The organism is Chthonomonas sp. (genome assembly GCF_035294505.1).
Taxonomy (GTDB): domain Bacteria; phylum Armatimonadota; class Chthonomonadetes; order Chthonomonadales; family Chthonomonadaceae; genus Chthonomonas.
Genome location: NZ_DATGKU010000085.1, coordinates 1 through 21,047 on the forward strand (window position 1 = coordinate 1; position 21,047 = coordinate 21,047).

General features: G+C 55.8%; 17 protein-coding genes, 1 tRNA gene, 1 CRISPR repeat array and 1 riboswitch. Of the genes, 10 read left to right on the plus strand and 8 right to left on the minus strand.

The annotated features are described in order from the left end of the window. Positions 1 to 157 precede the first annotated feature (157 nt). Positions 158 to 553, minus strand: coding sequence for an IS200/IS605 family transposase (gene tnpA, locus VKV18_RS04680; RefSeq protein ID WP_324203067.1), 396 nt, complete (start codon positions 551 to 553; stop codon positions 158 to 160). Between the two features lie 508 nt (positions 554 to 1,061). Here tnpA and glyA point away from each other — a divergent pair. Beyond that, positions 1,062 to 2,453 (plus strand): serine hydroxymethyltransferase, encoded by a 1,392-nt coding sequence (glyA, locus tag VKV18_RS04685; RefSeq protein ID WP_324203068.1) that lies wholly within the window; start codon positions 1,062 to 1,064, stop codon positions 2,451 to 2,453. A 54-nt stretch (positions 2,454 to 2,507) separates the two neighbouring features. Here the strand turns inward: glyA and VKV18_RS04690 are convergent. Continuing rightward, positions 2,508 to 2,580: transfer RNA gene (locus VKV18_RS04690), tRNA-Lys, on the minus strand. 304 nt (positions 2,581 to 2,884) lie between these two features. Here VKV18_RS04690 and VKV18_RS04695 point away from each other — a divergent pair. Next, entirely contained in the window at positions 2,885 to 3,649 is a 765-nt protein-coding gene (locus tag VKV18_RS04695) for a sugar transferase (protein WP_324203069.1), read from the plus strand. 330 nt (positions 3,650 to 3,979) lie between these two features. Further along, complete coding sequence (locus VKV18_RS04700; RefSeq protein WP_324203070.1) at positions 3,980 to 4,558, plus strand: hypothetical protein; 579 nt, start codon at positions 3,980 to 3,982, stop codon at positions 4,556 to 4,558. Positions 4,559 to 4,905: 347 nt separating this feature from the next. Next, a CRISPR array of direct repeats spans positions 4,906 to 6,423; the repeat unit is 37 nt; unit sequence GTGGCACCGGCGTTTCGGCGTCGGTGAGGATTGAAAC. A gap of 18 nt (positions 6,424 to 6,441) precedes the next feature. On the opposite strand, the gene VKV18_RS15930 is transcribed toward VKV18_RS04700, so the two are convergent. Beyond that, positions 6,442 to 6,606, minus strand: coding sequence for a hypothetical protein (locus VKV18_RS15930; protein WP_414647179.1), 165 nt, complete (start codon positions 6,604 to 6,606; stop codon positions 6,442 to 6,444). 417 nt (positions 6,607 to 7,023) lie between these two features. Here VKV18_RS15930 and VKV18_RS04705 point away from each other — a divergent pair, with 417 nt between their 5' ends. Then, positions 7,024 to 7,905 (plus strand): phytanoyl-CoA dioxygenase family protein, encoded by an 882-nt coding sequence (locus VKV18_RS04705; RefSeq protein ID WP_324203071.1) that lies wholly within the window; start codon positions 7,024 to 7,026, stop codon positions 7,903 to 7,905. On the opposite strand, the gene VKV18_RS04710 is transcribed toward VKV18_RS04705, so the two are convergent. Further along, a complete protein-coding gene (locus VKV18_RS04710; RefSeq protein ID WP_324203072.1) occupies positions 7,902 to 9,278 on the minus strand; it encodes a folylpolyglutamate synthase/dihydrofolate synthase family protein in 1,377 nt (458 codons plus the stop codon). The genes VKV18_RS04705 and VKV18_RS04710 overlap by 4 nt on opposite strands. 262 nt (positions 9,279 to 9,540) lie before the next feature. Here VKV18_RS04710 and VKV18_RS04715 point away from each other — a divergent pair, with 262 nt between their 5' ends. The 6 genes from VKV18_RS04715 (at position 9,541) to metK (ending at position 17,652) form a co-directional block, all read left to right on the plus strand. Then, complete coding sequence (locus VKV18_RS04715) at positions 9,541 to 10,446, plus strand: prepilin-type N-terminal cleavage/methylation domain-containing protein (protein WP_324203073.1); 906 nt, start codon at positions 9,541 to 9,543, stop codon at positions 10,444 to 10,446. Between the two features lie 14 nt (positions 10,447 to 10,460). Continuing rightward, a complete protein-coding gene (locus VKV18_RS04720) occupies positions 10,461 to 10,640 on the plus strand; it encodes a hypothetical protein (protein ID WP_324203074.1) in 180 nt (59 codons plus the stop codon). Positions 10,641 to 10,743: 103 nt separating this feature from the next. Beyond that, on the plus strand, positions 10,744 to 11,745 hold the full coding sequence (locus tag VKV18_RS04725; RefSeq protein ID WP_324203075.1) for a YncE family protein: 1,002 nt from the start codon (positions 10,744 to 10,746) through the stop codon (positions 11,743 to 11,745). Between the two features lie 201 nt (positions 11,746 to 11,946). Beyond that, positions 11,947 to 13,056 carry an alcohol dehydrogenase catalytic domain-containing protein gene (locus VKV18_RS04730; protein ID WP_324203076.1) on the plus strand — a complete coding sequence of 370 codons (1,110 nt, stop codon included), beginning with the start codon at positions 11,947 to 11,949 and terminating at the stop codon, positions 13,054 to 13,056. A 54-nt stretch (positions 13,057 to 13,110) separates the two neighbouring features. Further along, positions 13,111 to 16,140 (plus strand): glutamine amidotransferase, encoded by a 3,030-nt coding sequence (locus tag VKV18_RS04735; protein ID WP_324203077.1) that lies wholly within the window; start codon positions 13,111 to 13,113, stop codon positions 16,138 to 16,140. Between the two features lie 71 nt (positions 16,141 to 16,211). After that, positions 16,212 to 16,332: riboswitch (SAM riboswitch) on the plus strand. 162 nt (positions 16,333 to 16,494) lie between these two features. After that, the gene (metK, locus tag VKV18_RS04740; RefSeq protein WP_324203078.1) at positions 16,495 to 17,652 is read left to right on the plus strand and encodes a methionine adenosyltransferase; all 1,158 of its coding nucleotides are present in this window, start codon (positions 16,495 to 16,497) and stop codon (positions 17,650 to 17,652) included. A 77-nt stretch (positions 17,653 to 17,729) separates the two neighbouring features. Here the strand turns inward: metK and pdxS are convergent, their stop codons facing one another. The 4 genes from pdxS to VKV18_RS04760 all read right to left on the minus strand — a co-directional run bounded on the left by pdxS (position 17,730) and on the right by VKV18_RS04760 (position 20,957). Continuing rightward, positions 17,730 to 18,632, minus strand: a complete 903-nt coding sequence (gene pdxS / locus VKV18_RS04745) for a pyridoxal 5'-phosphate synthase lyase subunit PdxS (protein ID WP_324199746.1) — start codon at positions 18,630 to 18,632, stop codon at positions 17,730 to 17,732. After that, a complete protein-coding gene (locus tag VKV18_RS04750) occupies positions 18,619 to 19,317 on the minus strand; it encodes a hypothetical protein (protein ID WP_324203079.1) in 699 nt (232 codons plus the stop codon). The genes pdxS and VKV18_RS04750 overlap by 14 nt, the downstream gene beginning before the upstream one ends. Before the next feature lie 231 nt (positions 19,318 to 19,548). Further along, positions 19,549 to 19,896, minus strand: a complete 348-nt coding sequence (locus tag VKV18_RS04755) for a MerR family transcriptional regulator (protein ID WP_324203080.1) — start codon at positions 19,894 to 19,896, stop codon at positions 19,549 to 19,551. A gap of 17 nt (positions 19,897 to 19,913) precedes the next feature. Beyond that, positions 19,914 to 20,957 (minus strand): J domain-containing protein, encoded by a 1,044-nt coding sequence (locus tag VKV18_RS04760; protein ID WP_324203081.1) that lies wholly within the window; start codon positions 20,955 to 20,957, stop codon positions 19,914 to 19,916. Between the last annotated feature and the right edge of the window lie 90 nt (positions 20,958 to 21,047).

Below are 21,047 nucleotides of genomic sequence, written 5' to 3' on the forward strand. Positions count from 1 at the left end.
AGGTCGCCTGGTGCAGTCGGGTTCCGTTGCGCTCGTTCTGCTCCCATCCGTAAGTGCATACGGCGTTGAAGCAGTCTGTAAACTGCAAGAGCGTTTCCTGTAGAGCCGTTTGGGTGGCGGGGTCTACATGCAGTTTCAGGCGCAACGTGACTTTCAACTACTTGCCCTTCTGGTTCTCGATAGCGGCTTGCACGACCGTTTGCGAGACGTGACCGACTGCGCCCACGTAGTAGGAGCGCGTCCACAGAGACAGCATTTTGAGCAGGTGGGGAAACTCCCGCCTCAATACGCGAGAGATGTATCCTTTCACCTGCGCGACAATGTGATTAGGTGCGAGGTCGGGGGTGACAGCGACGAACAGGTGTACGTGGTCGGGCATGATTTCCAGAGCCGACCCTTCGCAGTCCAGTTCGGCGCACTTTTCGCGCAACAACTCGTCACAGCGTGTTGCTACTTCGCCTGTCAAGCACTTACGGCAGTACTTCGGACAGAAGACGATGCGCAGGTTTAGATTGTGAACGCGATTGCCTGATTTTCGATAGTCTTGGTTCATTAAACGTTTAGGCTCGGAGACTGTCGCTTAAAGGCGACAGAGGAAGCGTCCCCTCCTTTCGTTGTTGATAGTTAGCGAATAATCGGGTATACTCTTATTCAAGACCGAATGCACGAAGCGTGCTAAGCACGCAGATAAGGCTTTTGATGTCTCTCTATGGTCTCGCGGCGGGCAATATTGCCCGTCTGGTCGCTGTAAACTGGTCGTACTGCTCGGCTACCGGTGTTGCTTCAAGAGCACAGTGGTAGCGCCAGAGCAAAACTGCTACCTAAAGGCAGCAGTAGTTTACCGAGAGTATTATACCGCAAATACTCTCGGTTCGCCAACGAAAGCGGAAAGGAGTGCAAGGAGTTATTTTGACGCCACGATGGCTGAAACAATCGTGCTGATGCGGATAGCAATTCCTCCTCTGCGTAAACGCAGGGGTCTCCTTGCTATGTTTTCATGAAACAGACAAAAGCCGGTTTGGCTCTTTGTCGCTATTTTGCTTTGGAAAGGGAGTCTCTCAATGTTGCCTGCTGAAACCTCCGAGCGCCTCGAAAAACCCCTGCTCACAACGGCATCCGCCTTCGAGGCTGTTCGTGCGACCGATCCGGCGCTGTACGATCTCATCCTGCGCGAAGTGCAACGACAAACCGAGATCGTGCGTCTCATCCCTTCGGAAAACTACACCTCCGCAGCCGTTATGCAGGCGATGGCCACCCCCTTTTGCAACAAATATTCGGAGGGCTATCCCGGGAAACGCTATTACGAAGGCAACGAGATCATAGATGCTGTAGAAGAGCTGGCACGCGAACGCCTAAAGCAGCTCTTTAAAGCTGACCACGCTAACGTGCAACCGCTCAGCGGATCACCGGCCAATCAGGCGGCCTATCTCGCCCTTATGCGCCCCGGCGACAGTGTGCTCGGAATGCACCTTCCAAGCGGCGGCCATCTCACCCACGGGTGGAACGTCAACTTCAGCGGGATGCTCTACAAGTCTCATTTCTACGGCTACAACGAAGAGCAGGGCGTTACGGGCATGGACCCCGAAACGGGAATGCTGGATTACGACGAGATACTCGCCATTGCGAAGCGCGTGCGCCCCAAAGTGATCTTTGCAGGTGGTACCGCCTATCCACGCTATTGGGACTTTGCGCGATTCCGCGCCATTGCCGACGAAGTGGATGCCTATCTCGTGGCCGACATCGCGCACATCAACGGCCTCATTATTGGCGGTGTGCACCCAGACCCCGTCCCCTACGCACATGTGGTTACCTCCACCTCGCATAAAGCGATTCGCGGCCCGCGAGGCGGTTTCATCCTATGCAAAGACGAGCCGATGAAGGACGATCCGTCGCAACGCCTGCCTGACCGCATAGATAAAGCTGTCTTCCCCGGTCTTCAGGGCGGCCCGCATGGTAACACCATGGCGGCACTCGCCGTCTGCTTTGCGGAGGCAGCCACCGAGGAGTTTCGTGTCTACGCACACCAGATCGTAAAGAACGCTAAGGCGCTTGCGCAGGCCCTGCTAGATAGAGGCTTTGTGCTGGTAACGGGCGGCACAGATAACCATCTCATCCTCATAGATGTTATGCGCTCTCGCAAAATTCCGGGCAAACCCTTTGCCAAGGCGCTCTATATGGCGGGCATCGAGACCAACTTTAACTCGGTTCCGAACGACCCACGCAAGCCCTTCTCCCCCTCCGGCCTTCGCATCGGCACTCCCGCCGTCACCACCCGCGGTTTCAAGGAAGAGCAGATGGTGCAGATCGCGGATTGGATGGACCGCGTGGCGGCCGCCTGTACGAAAGTGGGAGGAGAGTACCGATTCGACGAGACCAAGCTAAGAGAGGTTCGCGAGGAGGTGCGTGCCCTCTGTACCGGTGGGAATTTCCCCGTGCCGGGGATTGAGATATAGCAAAGGCGACGTAAAGTGAACGCGGAAGGGTTTCCCCTTCCGCGTTATCGTTTCTGAGAGCACTGGGATTCGAACCCAGGGCCCACGCCTTAAAAGGGCGTTGCTCTACCAACTGAGCTATGCTCTCAAGCCTCACACAGTATATGCATTGTACCCTTCACGTCCGTCCACTGTCAAATGGGTCCTGTTAAATTCCTCCGCTTCCGAATCCTTCTCTAAAGAAAAAGAGCACGACTGCCGAAAACTAACTGTTTTTGGCGTAGTTGAGGCGGGTTTTTGGCCGCAGAAGAGACGCAAGAAAAAATTTTTCTGAAATTTCCCCAAAATGACCGCTTTACGTGTGAATTTGGCACGGAAATTGCATTAAGGTTTAGTGAGAGCGTATCGAACAGAACTAGATAGCGTGCGGAGGAAAGTTTAGGATGGGAGTAATGAGTCGAAACGATGCCTCGCCATTCGTTACTGTTCCAGAGGAACGTACGGAATCGACAGAGAGCCAAAAAGCCCGGTCTTACGCTTTTCGACCCTCTTATGAGCAAGAGACCTACCGTTTTGCTAAGGACTACGTCGATCCGCGTTTTCCCTGCAAAGAGGTGCCTTACGCACGCCTAAAGCGTATCTTCGATATTGTCGTTGCCTTGCTTGCGCTCATCCTTTTCTCCCCGATTATGCTGCTTGCAGCGCTTCTCATTCGCCTTACCTCACCGGGCCCCATCATTTTCCGACAGGTGCGCGTCGGCAAGGGCGGGCGCTATTTCTGGTGCTATAAGTTCCGCTCGATGTGCGTAGATGCGGAACAGAAGAAACAGCAACTGCTGCACCTGAATGAGGCCAAAGGTCCCGTGTTCAAGATGAAACGCGACCCCCGGGTGACCCCCGTAGGCGCTATTCTACGTAAACTTAGCATTGACGAACTACCGCAACTCATCAATGTGCTAAAAGGCGACATGTCCATTGTAGGCCCACGCCCTCCCATCCCCAGCGAGGTTGAACAGTACAATGAACAGGCCCGCCAACGTTTGGCCGTTCTTCCCGGCCTCACCTGCCTTTGGCAGGTGAGCGGACGCAGTAACATCAGTTTTGATCGCTGGGTTGAGCTTGACCTGGCCTACATCGAAAACATGTCCTTCCTTACTGACTTGAAAATTCTACTCCAAACCATTCCGGCCGTCCTCACCGGCTCCGGCGCCCATTAGTTGCCACTCTTTCCCCCACCAACTCAGCCCTCTGCCTCTTTAGGAAAGAGGGCTTTTTGGTGTTAGGTGCCTCAATTCATGCAGCAAGGTGGTCAAGATATTTCCACTTCTTGTTGGGAAGCCCACCACCTATACGGAAAAGAGCGGTTTATGCCTATTATTTCAGGTACAATGTTTCTGCTCGGGAGCTGAGCCGCTAGTGGAAAGCCGCTCTTTTCTTCCCAACCGGCTAACATCTAGGGGCGCAACCGAGTATAATGAGTATGCATCGCTCCCCGAAACCTTCTGTGGGCGTCGATGCTGTGGAAATAGAGAGGGAAAAACACCTTTATGAATTGGAACTTCGTGGGGCAGGAGGCGCTCGCCTTCGTCTTCTACTTCCTTTATGGAAGCTTTTTCGAGTGGGCGTTTCATCGGTACCTGTTCCATTCGCCGCGTTTCGTCAAAAGCACGTTCCGTGCGCATCAGCTTGTTCACCATCAGCGCTACAAATATGAGCCTGAATCCTACGAGTGGCAAGAGGGTCAAGAGAAAGACCATGTGGCCATGAACTGGTTTGCCCTTGTCCTCTTCCTGGCCTTCCATGCCCCCCTCTTCTGGACGGTTCAAGCGCTCACGGGCTGGCAAAGTTTGTGGGGTGGGCTGGCAGCCGTCACTACCTACTATGCTATCTACGAATACTTCCACTACTGCATGCACATCCCTGGTAATCGCTGGTTTGAAAATCGCTGGCCCTTCACTTTTGTGAAAGAGCACCATCGCATTCACCACAAATACATGCTGAAGAACCTCAACGTGTTCTTCCCGCTGGCCGATGCTTGCTTGGGCACTTTCGTCAGCGCTTCAAGCCTTCAGAAAACACGAGCGAAAGTGGAGTCGAACCTCAAAGAGAGCCACATCGCAAGTTAACTTCTGCTCTGGTTGTAGGCTCGAACCCTTAGGTCGTTCACGATCTAAGGGATTTTTGGTTTCTAGAACGAATTAAGGCTAAGAGCAGAGTGCCGGGTTGAAATAGGAGTGGTTTGCAAATCGCTGCCAGGTATGTGCGTCAATGTTGTCGGGGCAGGGCCTTGTCCTGCCCCTCTATTTGGATATGGTTTGAACAACGGTCATGTTCTGTTTGTTGCGCGGATCGGAAGTGAAGTGGTTTCGAGAGAGGGATCCGCGCACTTGCATGAGAGAATGTGTTATAATATAGCTGTTGACTTCCTCGGAAAAGGGTTGTATGTGGCCCTTGTTTTGAGAGTAAGTTGACCGTGGCACCGGCGTTTCGGCGTCGGTGAGGATTGAAACAATAGCAACGCCGAGCACATCAGCGATAAGCAGCGCAGCCTCGTGGCACCGGCGTTTCGGCGTCGGTGAGGATTGAAACTGGCTATTGTCAGAACATCTCAAAAAAATTGGTTTCGAGTGGCACCGGCGTTTCGGCGTCGGTGAGGATTGAAACCGAGAGAAGCTTCTCGCGAATCTGAACCGCCCAGGCGAGTGGCACCGGCGTTTCGGCGTCGGTGAGGATTGAAACTCGATGTGGTTGCGTCTTGAATCGTACGAGCCGTACGTGGCACCGGCGTTTCGGCGTCGGTGAGGATTGAAACATACGTAATGCGCCCTCGTATGTAATCTCGCAATATCGTGGCACCGGCGTTTCGGCGTCGGTGAGGATTGAAACGGGATAGCGATAGAGAAGGACTACCCGATTAGGAGAGTGGCACCGGCGTTTCGGCGTCGGTGAGGATTGAAACGCGCTCTATGATCTGCTGCCGCAGATGGGTGGGCTGCTCCTGTGGCACCGGCGTTTCGGCGTCGGTGAGGATTGAAACCTCCTGAGCTCCCTCCTGCTGAGCTGTTACCACCGCGTGGCACCGGCGTTTCGGCGTCGGTGAGGATTGAAACGGGGTCGATGTGGCATGCAGGGAACCCAATATATTTGTGGCACCGGCGTTTCGGCGTCGGTGAGGATTGAAACGGTCTGCAATGGACGTCTGCGAGCTAATTGAGCGCTACGTGGCACCGGCGTTTCGGCGTCGGTGAGGATTGAAACATGCCGGCTAGCCCTCTCCCTCCTCTAAAGCCCTCCCTGTGGCACCGGCGTTTCGGCGTCGGTGAGGATTGAAACTGTTCTGCTGCTGCCCAGATTTGGGCAGCATGTTCGGGTGGCACCGGCGTTTCGGCGTCGGTGAGGATTGAAACATCGGTTTGGTGCCCGCATAGCCATCACGATTTGGGTGTGGCACCGGCGTTTCGGCGTCGGTGAGGATTGAAACATACTCTGTCCGAACGAGATGGTAAAGTTCACGTGTGGCACCGGCGTTTCGGCGTCGGTGAGGATTGAAACGATCTCCAGCCATCGTGCAGGGCTGGAGAACAGGGATGGCGTGGCACCGGCGTTTCGGCGTCGGTGAGGATTGAAACCCGCAAGCGCTGCCGCAGGAGAAAATCTACGAGCTGTGGCACCGGCGTTTCGGCGTCGGTGAGGATTGAAACCCATTTACTCCAGAGCGGCAATGGAGGCATTGGAAGTGGCACCGGCGTTTCGGCGTCGGTGAGGATTGAAACCCACAACACATACATTTCAGTGTTCCTCTCATTCAAGTGGCACCGGCGTTTCGGCGTCGGTGAGGATTGAAACAAAGACCTGCTTACCCCACTAACCCGCCATGCAGGTGGCACCGGCGTTTCGGCGTCGGTGAGGATTGAAACCAGGTAGGCAGAACCCTAACTAGCCGATACGAAAATCGTGGCACCGGCGTTTCGGCGTCGGTGAGGATTGAAACCGGTATCTCTCTTGCACCCTATGAGTGCAGAGATGGTGGCACCGGCGTTTCGGGGTCAAGGCCGACGGTGCTGCGCACTGCGCCTTTCTCAAGGCCGACGCCCTCCCCCTCAGCGCCTTTTCCCTCAAGGGTACCCTCTGCACACGGCTTCCTTTGATAACCTTTCCCTTGAAAACTCAACATAATCGCCCCCTTTCTCCCGAATCGGGGGAAAGGATGGGATAGGGGGCGAGCAAGGCAGGCTTGCTTTGTTAACTGCCTCTAGAACCGTGAGATGGACAGCCGCTGCCCCCCCAACCCCTCAAAGTACACGCACTTGTCCGCAGAACTGGTGGGAAGTGAAACTCAAGATTTCTCGCCTACGGCTCGAAATGACAGGGGTGCATCTCGCCTTTGGCTCGAAAGGACAGGCGTCTCTCCGGCTCTTCAAGGCCGATAACAGGGGTCCCCAGAAAATCTTGCGATTTTCTTGGGTAGGGCACCCTCCCCCTCAAGGCCGACGCCCTCCCCCTCAGTGAGGATTGAAACAAACAAAATAGCAGGAAACGAAAATGGCCTTGTGGAAGTTTGTCGTCAGCTACGCTTAAGGAGGGCCATCTTATGACGGATTTACAGGAGTTTCATCCTTTTCGCGATTCCCGCGACCTCTTGCCTAACCCAGAGGCTTTGCGGCGCCAAATGCAGGAGGAGGGTTATCTATACCTCTCTTCGCTGCTCCCCAAGGACGTGGTTCATGAGGTCTATGCCACCATCCTAGAGTTATGCCAGACCTACGGATGGGCCGATCAACAAGGCTTTGCTCAAGGTTCGGCGCGTTTAGAGGGCAGCGACGCCTGGTGGGAAGTCTACGACCCACTCCAAAAACAGGAGAGTTTTCATGCGCTCCCGCATCGCCCCGAACTCCTAAAGCTTATGGAAGCCCTCGTTGGAGAAACCGTGCTTGTTCATCCCCGTAACATCGCGCGCATTGTGTTTCCTGCCGCCGAGTTCTTCAGCACGCCTCCCCATCAAGACTACCCGCTCATTCAAGGGACACCAGAAACCTACACGGCCTGGATTCCCCTTACCGACTGCCCTGTGGAGCTAGGGGTCTTGGCGATTTTGGCCGGCTCGCATCGTTTCGGGCTTATGCCGGTCTATTCAGCAACAGGGCCGGGAGGGCTGCGCGTAGATACGGAAAAGCTGAACCTCACCTGGCATGCCGGCGACATGCAAGCGGGCGATGTGCTGCTCTTTCATAGCTATACCGTCCATCGCGCCCTGCCGAATCGCACCCCCAACCGGCTACGCATATCGGCCGACTATCGTTACCAGGGCGTTTCCCAACCGATAGTGGAAGATTCGTTGATGCCACACTACGGGCGGTTAAGCTGGGAGCAGATATACGAAGGCTGGCGGAACGAGGATTTGAAGTACTACTGGCGCCGTTACCGCTTGAATATTGTGCCGCGCAATTTCGCCCTACAAACACCGGTGGCTTAATGGAGAACCTGATCGCTGGCTATCTCCTCAATACGCGCCTCACCAACGGTGTAGAAAGAGCCGGTAACGAGAATGAGGTCGCCGGCACGAGAATCGTCTAATGCGGCCTGTAGGGCGTCCCGCACGGTGGGGTGGATGGTCACCGACGGGCAGTATCGCCGTGCCACCTCGGCCACCTGCTCTTTAGGTAGGGCGCGCTTCCAGTCGGGTTGCGAACAGTAGACATGAGCGGCCTTAGCAGCAAAAAGAGAAAGCACCTCATCGGGGTCATGACCGCTTAACATGCCGGTAACGAAGAGGAGGCGCTTTAGGTTTTCGCGCCGGTAAATGGCGTCCACAGGCCCTAGCAGCGCCTGCGCCGCCATGCCGTTATGCGCGCCGTCCCGCACCAAAAAGCGCCGATTGGTCAGCTTGGTTACCTCCATACGCCCCGGAAGAGTGCAGCGTGCCAAGCCTCTTCGTACGGCCTCTTCGTTAAGTTGAACTCCCTGATGCAAAAGCGCGCTCTCCACAGCGGCCACAGCACAGGCGGCATTCGCGCGTTGATAGATGCCGTCCATTCGCACCTCTAGTTCTGTATAGAGACGGGTCGGTGTCGCAATGGTCACACGGGCCGTCTGTTTTTCTAAATCGGACGCCCTCTCGGAGACCTCCAACTGCCAAATCACTCGAGTGGGATCGTAAGTAGGATGTGAAGCTTTTCCGGGCAAAACACGTGCCAGAGGGGCCTCTTTCTGAAGGGCTGTGCGTTGAATGACCTCTAAAGCATCAGGATGATCGGTGGCGGTGAAACAGGGTATGCCGCACTTAATGATGCCGGCCTTCTCGGCGGCGATTTTGGCATGGGTGTCGCCTAAAATATGCATGTGATCGAGACCGATGTTGGTGATCACCGTGGCGTCGGGCTGCACAATGTTGGTGGCATCCAAACGCCCTCCCAAACCAACCTCTACACAGGCCCAGTCCACTTTCTGCTCCGCAAAGTAGCAGAACCCAAGCGCCGTTTTTAGCTCAAACTCGGTAGTTTGGCCGTGCGGCCCGCGGGCCAGCTCCTCGATATAAGGGCGTATGAGAGTGACCAACCGCGCAAAATCCTCGCGGGGAATCTTCTCGCCGTTCAACACCACGCGCTCACATGGGTCGTACACATAAGGCGAGTAGTAGCCGCCAACACGATAACCTGCCTCCTGTAAAATAGCTGCAGCCATCGCGGTGGTCGAGCCTTTGCCTTTTGTGCCCGTTATGTGGATTACCCGGTAGCGCCGATGCGGATTCCCTAAGCGTTCGCACAAAGCCTCAAAACGATCAAGCCCTAACTTCCATCCGAACCGTAGGAGGCTCGACATGTAAGCTATCGCCTCTTCAAAATCCATTCATTTTCCTCCGAATCTGGCCGCTCAACGCTCATTAACATCTTACCCGAAGGAGGCACTAACACTCCAATAGCCCTTGCCAATGTCGCCTCAGCTCTCTTACAGCCGGGATACGAATGGGCCGATACGGCTATCTCTTAACCCTTTCTTAATGGAAATTTAACACCAATTTAACCTGAGGCGTTTTACAATGATCCTTGTGGGAACCGCTGATTTGTGGTTTCCAACACCCCAACTCTCTTATGGTAAAGGAGAAGATACGATGAAACGACTCGACCGCGGATTTACCCTCATTGAGCTGCTTGTGGTTATCGCAATAATAGCGATACTGGCAGCAATTCTCTTCCCCGTTTTTGCGCAAGCGCGCGAAAAGGCGCGCGCCATCACCTGCATCAGCAACCTCCGGCAAATCGGCACTGCCACAATCATGTACACGCAAGACTACGACGAGACCATGCCGATGGTCTCACATGTTCGGCTACCAGGCGGCATTGTAACGCCTACCAACCCACGAGGGCTGATCATACAGGATTACTATGTTATCCTGCAGCCCTACATTAAGAACGTGGATATGTTCTACTGCCCCGACCGTAACGATTGGCCTCTCCGTAGGAACGGTCACCCCTACTGCGAAGACGGTATTAACCCTCGCCATATCTGCCTCGGCTACGGCTATAATCAAGGCCTGGTAAGCGATGGGGGGTATGGCGTGGTGGGGCCTGACCAACCAGACCCCGGCAATCCCGGCAACTCCTACCGCCCCGGAAGAAAAATAGCCGAGTTTGCTAACCCGGCTTCCCTGGCGGTCTTTGGCGATTCTTATGACACACCTACCTACTCCATTACCATGGATAACATCTTCAGTACCCTCCCTGATGGCTTTAGCTCTAGCAACATCCGCCATATGCAAATGCTCGGCTTCTGCTTTGCCGACGGCCATGCCAAAACCATTAAGTTTGTAGCTGCCGAATATAGCGGCTATGGACTTGTCGGTTTGCCGGCCAATAAGCAGGATGCTTTCGATTTCTGCTATAGCCCCGATGCCGTGGGCAACTACGCCATCGGCGGCAATACGCCCGTCTTCCCGAGCTATCCCCTCCAGAGCGACGGAGAAACCTGCACTCAAGCGGTGGACGACCTCTACTCTCACTCAACGGTGAACCCTTAAGGGAGGCACACGCCATGACGCGAAAAAACAGAATGCGCGCTTTGCTGCTGTTAGCCACACTCTTCTGCTGCGGCTGTGGTCACTCGGCGGACATTCCTCAAGGCATGCGCACCACACCGGCAATGAGCAGCAGCACTCTCAACACGATGACGGCACGCCGGCAGGCCATTATCCAGCGAAACAAAGATAAGTAAACGACAGTCTCTTCTTTAGGTAGGAAACAAGCAGGGCCGGCTCTGCTTGTTTCTCTTCTTCTCATCCTTAAAAATTCACCTATCCAGAAAGGATTCTTTAGCCATGCATCACCACTTTCGCACGACCTGCAAACTCATCGTACTCGGCGCAGGCCTCAGTTGGCTCGTCTTGAAGCCCGTTCACACCACGGCCAAAGGCACATCGCCTCTCGTCGCTCAACCGCCTATGGAAGTACCCAACAGTTCAGGTGGCTTCGACTACATGCTCTTTGACGCGCGAGGCAACCGTGTTTACGCTTCCCATCCGGGCGCCGGCCGCCTTACCATGCTTTCCGTAAAAGACAATCGCATCACCGAGTACGACACCGATGGAAGGGTCAACGGCATCGCCATTGACTACAGCGGCAATCGCTTCTACGCCGCAGGAGGCAACCAAAAAGTTGTTATTTTCGACTACAAAACCATGAACAAACTCGGTGAGATACCGCTCCCCGGTAACGCCGACGATATCGTGTTCGACCCGGACAACCGCACCCTCTACGTAACCCACGATGACGGCACCGAGCTATGGACGGTAGATGTTGATCATCAGAAAGTGACCGGTAACATCGCCATTGCCGGCGCTCCGGAGTATATCGAGTACGATGCAGCAACCCATCGGCTCTATCAAAACATCAAAACGGCTAATGAGGTGCAGGTCATAGACCCGGCAACAAACACGGTTGTGGCCACATGGTCTACCGAGCCGGTGGAGTCGCCACACGGTCAGGCATTGGATGCAAAGCGGGGCTGGCTTTTCTTCGCCGGTGAGGGAAAAGCCGGAGTGATAGACATAAAAACGGGAAAGCTTATCTCCTCCGTTAGCTTTGGCTCCGGCTATGTAGACCAGATCGCGTTCGACACCGGTCTGAAGCGGCTCTACTGTGCCTGTGGCAACGGCTATTTGGCCGTGCTTCAAGAGACCAGCACCGGCCTGAAGCTGCTCGGCAACGTGGAAGACCATCGCGGCTCTCACACGCTTGCCGTAGACCCACATACCCACACCGTGTGGGTTTGCTATGGCGACAGAACACATAGCTACCTGCAGGCGTTTCACGCAGAGTGACCTAACACAGAAAGAGACCGTTGCCTTCTGAGAACGACCACAGGAGCGGTTTATAAACCGCTCCTCTTTCTTTAAAGCAGGAGAGTTCGCGCTAAAAGACGAAACTGTTTTCTGTGCCCCCTAAACCCAAGATAACAAATATCGTCTCGTCACCGTCTTTAGTAGCAGAGGGCACGTAGTGAGGAAAGGAGCGCAGGAGAGATGGTCTTTACTAGTGGCGAACTACCGAAAACGATGCAGGCCGTTCGCTGCCATGGCCCCGAAGATTATCGTCTAGAGGAAGTACCGGTTCCCATGCCCGGCCCCGGCGAAGTTCTTGTGCGCGTGGAGGCATGTGGTATCTGTGCGTCCGACGTAAAATGCTTTATCGGCGCGCCCCTCTTTTGGGGCGATGCCTTCCGTAAAGGGTATGTACAAGCGCCGGTTACCGCCGGCCATGAGTTCATCGGGCGGGTTGTTGCTTTGGGAGAAGGGGCTGCCGAGCGGCACGGCCTTAAAGTGGGCGATAGAGCGATTTCTGAACAGATCGTGCCCTGTGGCAACTGCCGTTACTGCCGCACCGGCCGCTACTGGCTCTGCCTCGTCCATGATATCTACGGATTCCATACCTACACGCAAGGAGGGATGGCCGAGTATATGCTCTTCCCTCAACGCGCCCTCGTTTACAAAGTGCCCGATGATCTGCCGGTGGAAAAGGCGGCTCTCATCGAACCGCTTGCCTGCTCGATGCACGCCGTGGAGCGAGCGCAAATTCAGTTCGGCGATGTGGTGGTCATCGCCGGTGCCGGCCCGCTGGGGCTGGGCATGATCGCCTGCGCCCGCCTTAAAAACCCAGGATGCCTTATCTCCGTGGATAAAAGCGACCAACGACTGCAGTTGGCTCAAAACTTAGGTGCCGACCGCACCTTCAATCCGGATAAAACCGATGTGGTGCAGGAGATTCTTGATCTCACCGAAGGATATGGCTGCGATGTCTATATCGAGGCCACCGGCTACCCCGATGCCGTAAACCAGGGCCTGCGTGCTATCCGTAAAGGGGGAAACTTTGTGGAGTTCTCCGTAATGAAAGAGCCAACCACCACCGACTGGACGATCATCGGCGACACCAAAGAGCTAAATATCTACGGTGCGCACTTGGGGCCGGGTTGCTACCCCAAAGTGATCGACTATCTGCATCGGGGTTTGCTAAAAACAGACGGCATCGTGACGCATAAGTTGCCTTTGGAACGATACCTAGAAGGCTTTCGTATGGTGCAAGCAGGGCGCGACTCCATTAAAGTCCTCCTGCAACCACAGAACGGTGCGGAGTAGCTCATCGCGTACCCAGGGCGTCTTGGATGAACCCTTTGTTAAGAGGTTGAGAGCGTGCCGTTTCAATTCACAACCTGGTTCTGGCTTCTCCTTCTGCCACCGCTTTACCTCTTCTTTGTGTGGCTCAGTCGCAACACGCTCTCCGATCTGCCTCCCCGCCGTCGGCGCTTCGCGCTGCTTGTGCGCTGCCTCCTTGTAACGCTCCTGATCTTGGCCCTCGCCGGCTTTCAGTGGGTACGAAGGGGGCATCGCCTGGCCGTTATCTTCGCCATAGATAGCTCCCGCTCCATTCCTGTCGAAGACCTAGAATGGGCAAAGCAGTACCTTGCCAATGCGCAAAAGGGCATGCACGCCCAGGACTTGGCCGGCCTTATAACCTTTGCCAGGGAGCCGCACATTCAAGCGCTGCCGGCACACTCCTTTCCGACGAACTATCTGCAAGAGCCTGGCCCTACAGACGCCACCAACATCGCCGACGCCTTGCGCGAAGCGAAGGCGCTCCTCAACAGCATACCAGGGAACCCCGGCAAGCGAATCGTGCTGCTCTCCGATGGAGATGAGACGAACGGCAACGCCCTCGGCACCCTATCCGAGTTGCAAGCCAATCACATCCTTCTCGATACGGTGGTGCTTCCTCATCATCTCAAACAGGAGGCATTGGTAGAACGCCTCGCTCTGCCCAGTCGCGTGAAGATCGGGGAGCCGTTTGCCGTGCGTGCCGTGGTGGAGAGCCTCACAACGCAACCCGCCACGCTCGTCCTTTTACGTAACGGCGAACTGGCCGCCCCTCAAAAGCATGTAACGCTTCACCCCGGCAAAAATCTTATCTCGTTTTCTCAAACCATCCTTCATCCGGGAACCTATCGCTACACCGTTACGCTGAATGCCCCCCAAGACACCTTCCCCGAAAACAACCGCGGGGAGGGCTTGGTGTGGGTACGCGGGAAGCCAACGCTGCTCTACGTGGCAGATAGCCCGGCTCTCACCGGCTTTCTGCAACAAACCCTTCGGAAAGAGAATATTGACGTTGCCTACGCGCCGCCTCAGGCCTTGCCGAATGATGCCGCCTCGTTAGAAGGCTTCGACAGCATTTTCCTCAGCAACGTTTCGGCCACCGAGTTGTCGGAGGCCCAAATGCGCGCCCTGCAAACGGCCTGTAGAGATTTCGGCATCGGCCTCGGAATGGTGGGTGGTGACCAGAGCTTTGGCGCCGGCTACTATCGGCATACCCCCATTGAAGAGGCGCTGCCGGTTAGCATGGATATCAAGAAACAGAAGCGCCTCCCCTCTGTCGCCGTAGCGCTCGTGATTGAGGACCTTGAAATTCCCACCACGGTCAATATGTCCATCGAAGCCGCCAAAGCCATTGTAGACCTTCTCGAACCCATCGATCAGCTGGGAGTGCTTGACTGCAATGGATTCTATTTCGGCCAATCCACCCAAGGGCAAAGCCCAGCCGGCACCTGGCGCATCCCCATGCAGCACGTTACCGACCCCAACGCCATTAAAGCCCAAATGCAAGACCTCACCAATATGGGCGACCCACCTAGCTACATTCCCTTCTTGCTCGAAGCAGCCCGTGTACTTAACAACACCGACGCCAAGATCAAACACATCATCTTTTTGGGAGATGGTGATGCCATCTACGAGGCGGATCAGAAACAGACGGTGGCGGCATTCAAAAAAGTTACCTCTGAGGGGATTACGGTATCTACCATCGCAACCGGCGCCGATGCCATGGGCAAGCGCTATATGGAAGTCATGGCCCTTCTCGGACACGGTCAGGCCTACGTTGCCGACTCCCCACAAGAACTGCCCCGACTGCTTTTGAAAGACCAAGAGACCATAAGCCAACCTCCTATTATCGAAGAGCCTTTCGACCCCACTCCGGTAGACACCGGCGGGGCACTCAAGGGCATTGACTGGAACAGCGCACCGCCTCTGCTGGGTTACGACGTGGTTTCGCTTAAACCAACGGCGACTTTGGGGCTGCTCGATGCCTCCCCAGGTCGTAACAACCCCATTTTTGCCAGTTGGCGCTATGGATTGGGACGTTCTGTGGCGTTCATGTCGGACGACCGCGCGCGTTGGGCGGCGCAGTGGCTTCACTGGCCGGGCTATGCCAAGTTCTGGGCACAAACGGTACGTTGGACGATGCGCCCCTCCCCTGCCTACGACTACGACCTACAAACCACCCAAGAAAACGGCGTTGGGCACATCACGCTCGATGCGGTGGATACCCAAGGGCGCTTTGTAGATAATCTTAAAGTTCGAGCGCATATCGTTCCTCCCGATAACGGCAGCCCAACGCCTCCCAAGCCCTTCGACATTCCACTACGGCAAACGGCGCCCGGCCACTACGAGGGCACCTTCGACGCTCCAGATACAGGCACTTACGCTATCAATGTGCTCTATAAGACACCGAACGGCAGCCAGTTAGTCTCTATGCCCACCGATCTCGTAAACGCCTACCCCGCAGAATATCGCGATCTACATGCAAACCGCTACTTGCTCAGTCGCCTGGCGGAACTGGGCCTGGGACGTTTCAACCCACCTGCGCAGGCCATCTTCGGCGCCGACCGGCCGGAGGAGGCCAGTCCGGTAGACCTCACCCTGCCGCTTTTGGCCGCAGCCTTGCTGCTTTTACCGGTAGACATCGCCTTACGCCGGCTCGCCATAGATGCCAAAGAGTTACAGCGTGCCTGGAGCTGGCTGCGTGGGCGGCGAAAGCCTGCGGAAGATGTTGAAAGCAAGCGTCTCTCACGCCTTAAAAAGGCCAAACAGGCCGCTTTCAGCGAGCAACCATCAACGATGCAACACGCCGCTTCCAAAGAGGCTCCTCCTACACCGCCGGTGTCGCGCCCCTCCGTTGTCTTCTCTCGCCCTGAAGAGCCGACACCACAGCCGTTGAGAGAAGAGCCAACCGTGCTTCTGAAAGAGCCGGAGGAGGGCGAAGAGATCGTTTCCTCTAAAGAAGAAATGGGCGGGCTGTCCCGACTTATGGCGGCCAAACGACGTGCCCGCTCTCAAGTGGAACCTCCAACGGAGACACGGGATGACCTCAATCCCCCTAACTCCGCTTAGCCCCCTTCTTGACACAAACGACCCGAATGAAGTATTATCCCTTTGGATTCAACAACAGCATAGCGAGAAGCTTCTTATCGAGAGCGGTCGAGGGAGCCGGCCCGATGACGCCGCAACAACCACCTGGCTCTTCTGCCAGGCAGGTGCTAAATCCGGGCAGGGATGCTTGGGCATCCACTGCGCAGATAAGAGGCTTGCACGCGCGGAATGGGGACATAGGGACTTTCTAAGGAGTCCGTCCGGTAAAGAACGCTTTTTCTGGCGCGCCTGCGGCCTCTTCTGCTCTGCGGAAGAGGCTTTTCGCTTGCTTGTGCGGCTTTGCGGCCGGACTCTTAAAGAAAGGAACGAAAGACTATGTCCGAATTCCGTCTGTTTACATCGGAAAGCGTTACGGAAGGCCATCCCGATAAGCTGGCCGATCAGATCAGCGATGCGGTGCTCGACGCCCTTATCGAGCAAGACCCCAACGCCCGCGTCGCGCTTGAAACCCTTCTTACCCGAGGCCTCTGTGTTGTTGCCGGAGAGCTTACCACCTCTGCCTATGTGGAGATCGCCGACGTGGTGCGCAAAACCATTGTCAACGTGGGCTATACCAACACCGCCTATGGGTTCGACGGCCACACCACCGGCGTCATGCTCGCCATCCAACAGCAATCGCCCGACATCGCACAGGGCGTGGATCGCGAAGACCCCAACGAGCAAGGGGCCGGCGACCAGGGGTTGATGTTTGGTTATGCAACGCGCGAAACCGAGCAGCTTATGCCGCTGGCCATCACCATCGCTCATGATCTCACGCGCCAGCTCGCCACCGTACGGCGCAGCCATCCCGAGCTGGGATTTCGACCGGATGGGAAAGCGCAGGTAACGATCGCTCTCGATGAGGCAGGCCGCCCCCATCACATAGATACCATTGTGGTCTCTACCCAACACGACGAGTCGATCTCTCAAGAAGAGGTGAAGGAGCGAGTATGCAACTATGTTATCGGGCCGGTGCTTCAGCGTTACGAGCGCTATGATTATGGAAACATCCATTATTTCATCAATCCAACCGGACGCTTCGTCATTGGGGGGCCTCAAGCGGACACCGGTGTCACCGGCAGGAAAATCATCGTAGACACCTACGGTGGTGCAGCGCGCCACGGCGGCGGCGCCTTTTCAGGCAAAGACCCGTCCAAAGTAGACCGCTCTGCTGCCTACACGGCGCGTTATATCGCCAAAAACATTGTGGCTGCCGGGCTAGCCGACCGGGTGGAGATTCAGCTTGCCTACGCCATTGGCGTGGCACAGCCCGTAAGCGTTATGTTGGATACCTTCGGTACCGGCAAAATCCCCGACGAAAAGATCGTGAAGCGGGTGCTAGAAAAGGTAGACCTGCGGCCTCGCGCCATGATCGAGCGGCTTCAGTTGCTGAACCCTGCCCGGGTACGCTACATCGAAACGGCCCGCAACGGCCATTTTGGCAATCCAGATTTTCCGTGGGAGCAACTCGATCTAGCCGACGAAATCGCATAAAAGGTTTAGCAACAGCAAGGGGCCGATCGGAAACTCCGATCGGCCCCTCTATTTTTCTCTTGCTTTACAGCATTCCTCTACCAACCGCGGGTGGCGAGAAGCTCTTTCTCTTCTAAAGTATGAATGTCAAGACTGGGCATTGGCTCGCCAAGGCCCTCAGAGATCTCGGCCAAAATTTTGGGATCGTTATAGTGGGTTACCGCATCCACAATAGCGCGCGCTCTTGCTTTGGGGTTTTCTGATTTGAAGATACCAGACCCCACGAACACGGCTTCGGCACCCAACTGCATCATCAGCGCCGCATCGGCCGGAGTCGCGATGCCTCCTGCGGAGAAGTTAGGAACGGGCAGTTTACCGGTTCGGTGCACCTCAACAACCAACTCGTAAGGGGCACGCAACTCTTTTGCCACGGCCATCAACTCATCTTCTCGCAGCGACTGAATACGGCGAATGTCACGCATTACCGTACGCATATGCCGTACCGCCTCGACCACGTTGCCGGTGCCTGCTTCGCCTTTGGTGCGGATCATGGCGGCACCCTCCCCAATACGTCGTAAGGCCTCGCCTAAATCGCGGCAACCGCAAACGAAGGGAACCTTAAAAGCATGTTTGTTAATGTGGTTCTCCTCATCTGCGGGGGTTAGCACCTCGCTTTCGTCTATGAAATCCACCCCAATGGCCTCAAGAATCTGGGCCTCTACAAAATGCCCGATTCGGCACTTGGCCATTACCGGGATCGTGACGGCCTCCATGATCTCCTTGATCATCTTGGGGTCGGACATTCGAGCGACACCGCCCTGCTTTCGTATGTCGGCAGGCACTCGCTCGAGGGCCATCACGGCCACCGCTCCCGCCTCTTCTGCAATGACGGCCTGCTCGGCGTTGACCACGTCCATGATCACGCCACCCTTCAACATTTCGGCCAGGCCCACCTTCGTTCGCCACGTCGCCTTTTGGGCTTCGTATTCAGATACGCTCATCTCTCATCTCCTTTCCGCCAAAAATTGTACCCGCTTCTGTACCCCTTACCGTTGAGAGGGAGGCTAGGGTGCGCAGCACTGTTTCTACGGCCAAAACATGTTGCTCAAAAGGAAAACCAGGGGCATGCTGTGGACTCGGAACGCGAAAGGTAGATTCATCGGCAGGAATGTGTAGAAACCCGGCCGGCGGTGAAGTGGGAAGTTGCTGAAGCAAATGGAGCACACGGAAGAATAGGTAGTTGCAGAGATAGTCGCCGGCATCGTCAGAAAGGCATGCGGGAATGCCACACCTTTCCAGGGCCTCTACAATCTGTTGCACGGGCAGTGTTGCCTCTAAAGTTGCCGGAGCCTCTGGGGCGATAGGGCCGGGGGCTAGGCGCGTTTCATCCACATCGAGCTTGTCGGACACCCAGTTATGCGCCTTACGCTCCACGCGCCAGAAGGAGGAGTTGGCAGCGACGCCAAGCATGAGAATGTAATCGAACGGATGGCCTATTTCGGCGCGTTGACGAACCAGCGCCTCAACGGTGCAGGGCGCCTGTATGTAGGAGACAGGCAGTGTGATGGCCGTAAGACCAATTCCCTCCACCGGATGTCTTCCGAAATAGCGCACCAGGCGCTGTGAAGGGTTGTGTATAACGGCGCCAAACGGCCCAAAACCAGTAAGCAGTATCTGCACGCCCATTGTTTCCTCCGAAAGGGAGGTGGCCTCCTCTCACCTGCGGCCTCTCCCTACTCTAAGTTATTACGATTCGGAGGGGGCGTTCTGCTTACCTTTGACAGGGCGCCTTCGAGGCTTAGCCGGAGGTGGTAGAACGATCGGAGGGGGAGCCAATGACTTGATCTCCGGTCTCAGCGGTGGTGGCAGTAGCTCCGGTAGAGGCCGGCCGGGGGGAAGCGGCTCCAGATTGTCTAGTCAAGGGAATTCGCCACCGTATTTTGATAGGAACTCTTTCACACGTGCTTCAAACTCGGTGGCACGTTTGTAGAGGGCATCTCTTTCTGCGGTAACCTGTTCAAGTCGGTTTAAGAGATCGAGGATGACCTCTACACCGGCCAAATTCACCCCCATATCCTGAGTAAGACGGCGAATTTGCAGCAGCCGTTCCACATCGGCCTGGGAGTAGAGCCGATTTTTGTTACGCCGCACCGGCTTTATTAATCCGAGTCGCTCGTACAGACGAATGGTCTGTGCATGCATATTGGTTAGTTCGGCAACAACTCCGATCATGTAAACCGGTTCATTTTTATCGTGTGCTGCCATCGTCTCTCCCCCCTCTCTCACTTACTGCGCACAGCGTCGCCACGCAGACGTGCCAGTTCCAATAGTAAGCTTTTCTCCCGTTCACTCAGATTGCGCGGCACAGTAATGCGCACACGAGCGTAAGCATCCCCGGCTTTTCTGCCATTCAAAGGTGGCATCCCTTTGCCAGCCAGTCGCAACTTCTGACCTGACTGGACTCCCGGCGGAATAACGATCTGCCGGCGCTGCCCGTCCAGCGTCTCTACCGTGGCTTCACCGCCCAGGGCGGCCACGGTGAAGGGCACATCGAGATCAAAGTAGAGGTCTTGCCCCTCCCGTTCAAAGCGCGGGTGAGGCAACTGGCGCAGCGTGATGTAGAGGTCGGCACGCCGTCCTTTGGCATCCGCCGGCCCCATTCCCTGTAGCCGCAATCGCAGGCCATCCCAAGCACCGGGCGGAATATTCACCTGCACGGTACGTGGAGAGGCGATATGCCCTGTCCCTCGACAACGAGGGCACACGGAGGCGCTTAGGTCAAAACGTCCCTGAGCGGTTCTCTTATGCCCCGAACCTCCACATTCTGGGCAGACATCTTCCACAACGAAGTGAGCCTGTTTGGTCGCGCCTCGATAGGCCTCTTCCAACGTCATATCAAGTGCAAACTCGATATCCTCCGCAGTGGCTGTAGGAGGGCGAAATCCAAAGCCGAAGCCCGCATCGCCTCCGCGGAACATGCGGAAGATGTCATCGAGATTAATTCCTTCGGAAAACCGAAAGCTTTCGGCCTGAAAGTCGCCGAAAGGTGAGGAATAACCGCTTGACGCGCCGGGTCCCCCACCAAAAGGCGCCTGTTGCCACGCGTCTCCAAACTGATCGTAGCGAGCACGTTTCTCCGGATCGGAGAGCACATCATAGGCCTCTTGGATGCGCTTAAAGCGCTCCTCTGCCTCCTTGTTACCGGGGTTCAGATCGGGGTGATATTTGCGCGCAAGGCGACGATAGGCCTTCTTGATCTCGTCTGCGGTTGCGTTGCGCGCCACACCCAATATCTCATAGTAGCTCTTTTCGTTCACCGTTGGCATCACCCCACTTTCCTATAGTGCTCTGCTTTCTTCCTCCGAAGAAACGTGTGAAAAGCAAGGTACCCTTCGCCGCCCATAGGGCGGCGAAGG

Coding starts and splice junctions, on each gene's coding strand:
- VKV18_RS04695 (WP_324203069.1), top strand. CDS start 2,885: ATGAGTCGAAACGATGCCTCGCCATTCGTTACTGTTCCAGAGGAACGT.
- tnpA (WP_324203067.1), bottom strand. CDS start 553: ATGAACCAAGACTATCGAAAATCAGGCAATCGCGTTCACAATCTAAAC.
- VKV18_RS04755 (WP_324203080.1), bottom strand. CDS start 19,896: ATGGCAGCACACGATAAAAATGAACCGGTTTACATGATCGGAGTTGTT.
- VKV18_RS15930 (WP_414647179.1), bottom strand. CDS start 6,606: ATGTTGAGTTTTCAAGGGAAAGGTTATCAAAGGAAGCCGTGTGCAGAG.
- VKV18_RS04715 (WP_324203073.1), top strand. CDS start 9,541: ATGAAACGACTCGACCGCGGATTTACCCTCATTGAGCTGCTTGTGGTT.
- pdxS (WP_324199746.1), bottom strand. CDS start 18,632: ATGAGCGTATCTGAATACGAAGCCCAAAAGGCGACGTGGCGAACGAAG.
- VKV18_RS04705 (WP_324203071.1), top strand. CDS start 7,024: ATGACGGATTTACAGGAGTTTCATCCTTTTCGCGATTCCCGCGACCTC.
- VKV18_RS04750 (WP_324203079.1), bottom strand. CDS start 19,317: ATGGGCGTGCAGATACTGCTTACTGGTTTTGGGCCGTTTGGCGCCGTT.
- VKV18_RS04720 (WP_324203074.1), top strand. CDS start 10,461: ATGACGCGAAAAAACAGAATGCGCGCTTTGCTGCTGTTAGCCACACTC.
- glyA (WP_324203068.1), top strand. CDS start 1,062: ATGTTGCCTGCTGAAACCTCCGAGCGCCTCGAAAAACCCCTGCTCACA.
- metK (WP_324203078.1), top strand. CDS start 16,495: ATGTCCGAATTCCGTCTGTTTACATCGGAAAGCGTTACGGAAGGCCAT.
- VKV18_RS04730 (WP_324203076.1), top strand. CDS start 11,947: ATGGTCTTTACTAGTGGCGAACTACCGAAAACGATGCAGGCCGTTCGC.
- VKV18_RS04725 (WP_324203075.1), top strand. CDS start 10,744: ATGCATCACCACTTTCGCACGACCTGCAAACTCATCGTACTCGGCGCA.
- VKV18_RS04700 (WP_324203070.1), top strand. CDS start 3,980: ATGAATTGGAACTTCGTGGGGCAGGAGGCGCTCGCCTTCGTCTTCTAC.
- VKV18_RS04760 (WP_324203081.1), bottom strand. CDS start 20,957: ATGCCAACGGTGAACGAAAAGAGCTACTATGAGATATTGGGTGTGGCG.
- VKV18_RS04710 (WP_324203072.1), bottom strand. CDS start 9,278: ATGGATTTTGAAGAGGCGATAGCTTACATGTCGAGCCTCCTACGGTTC.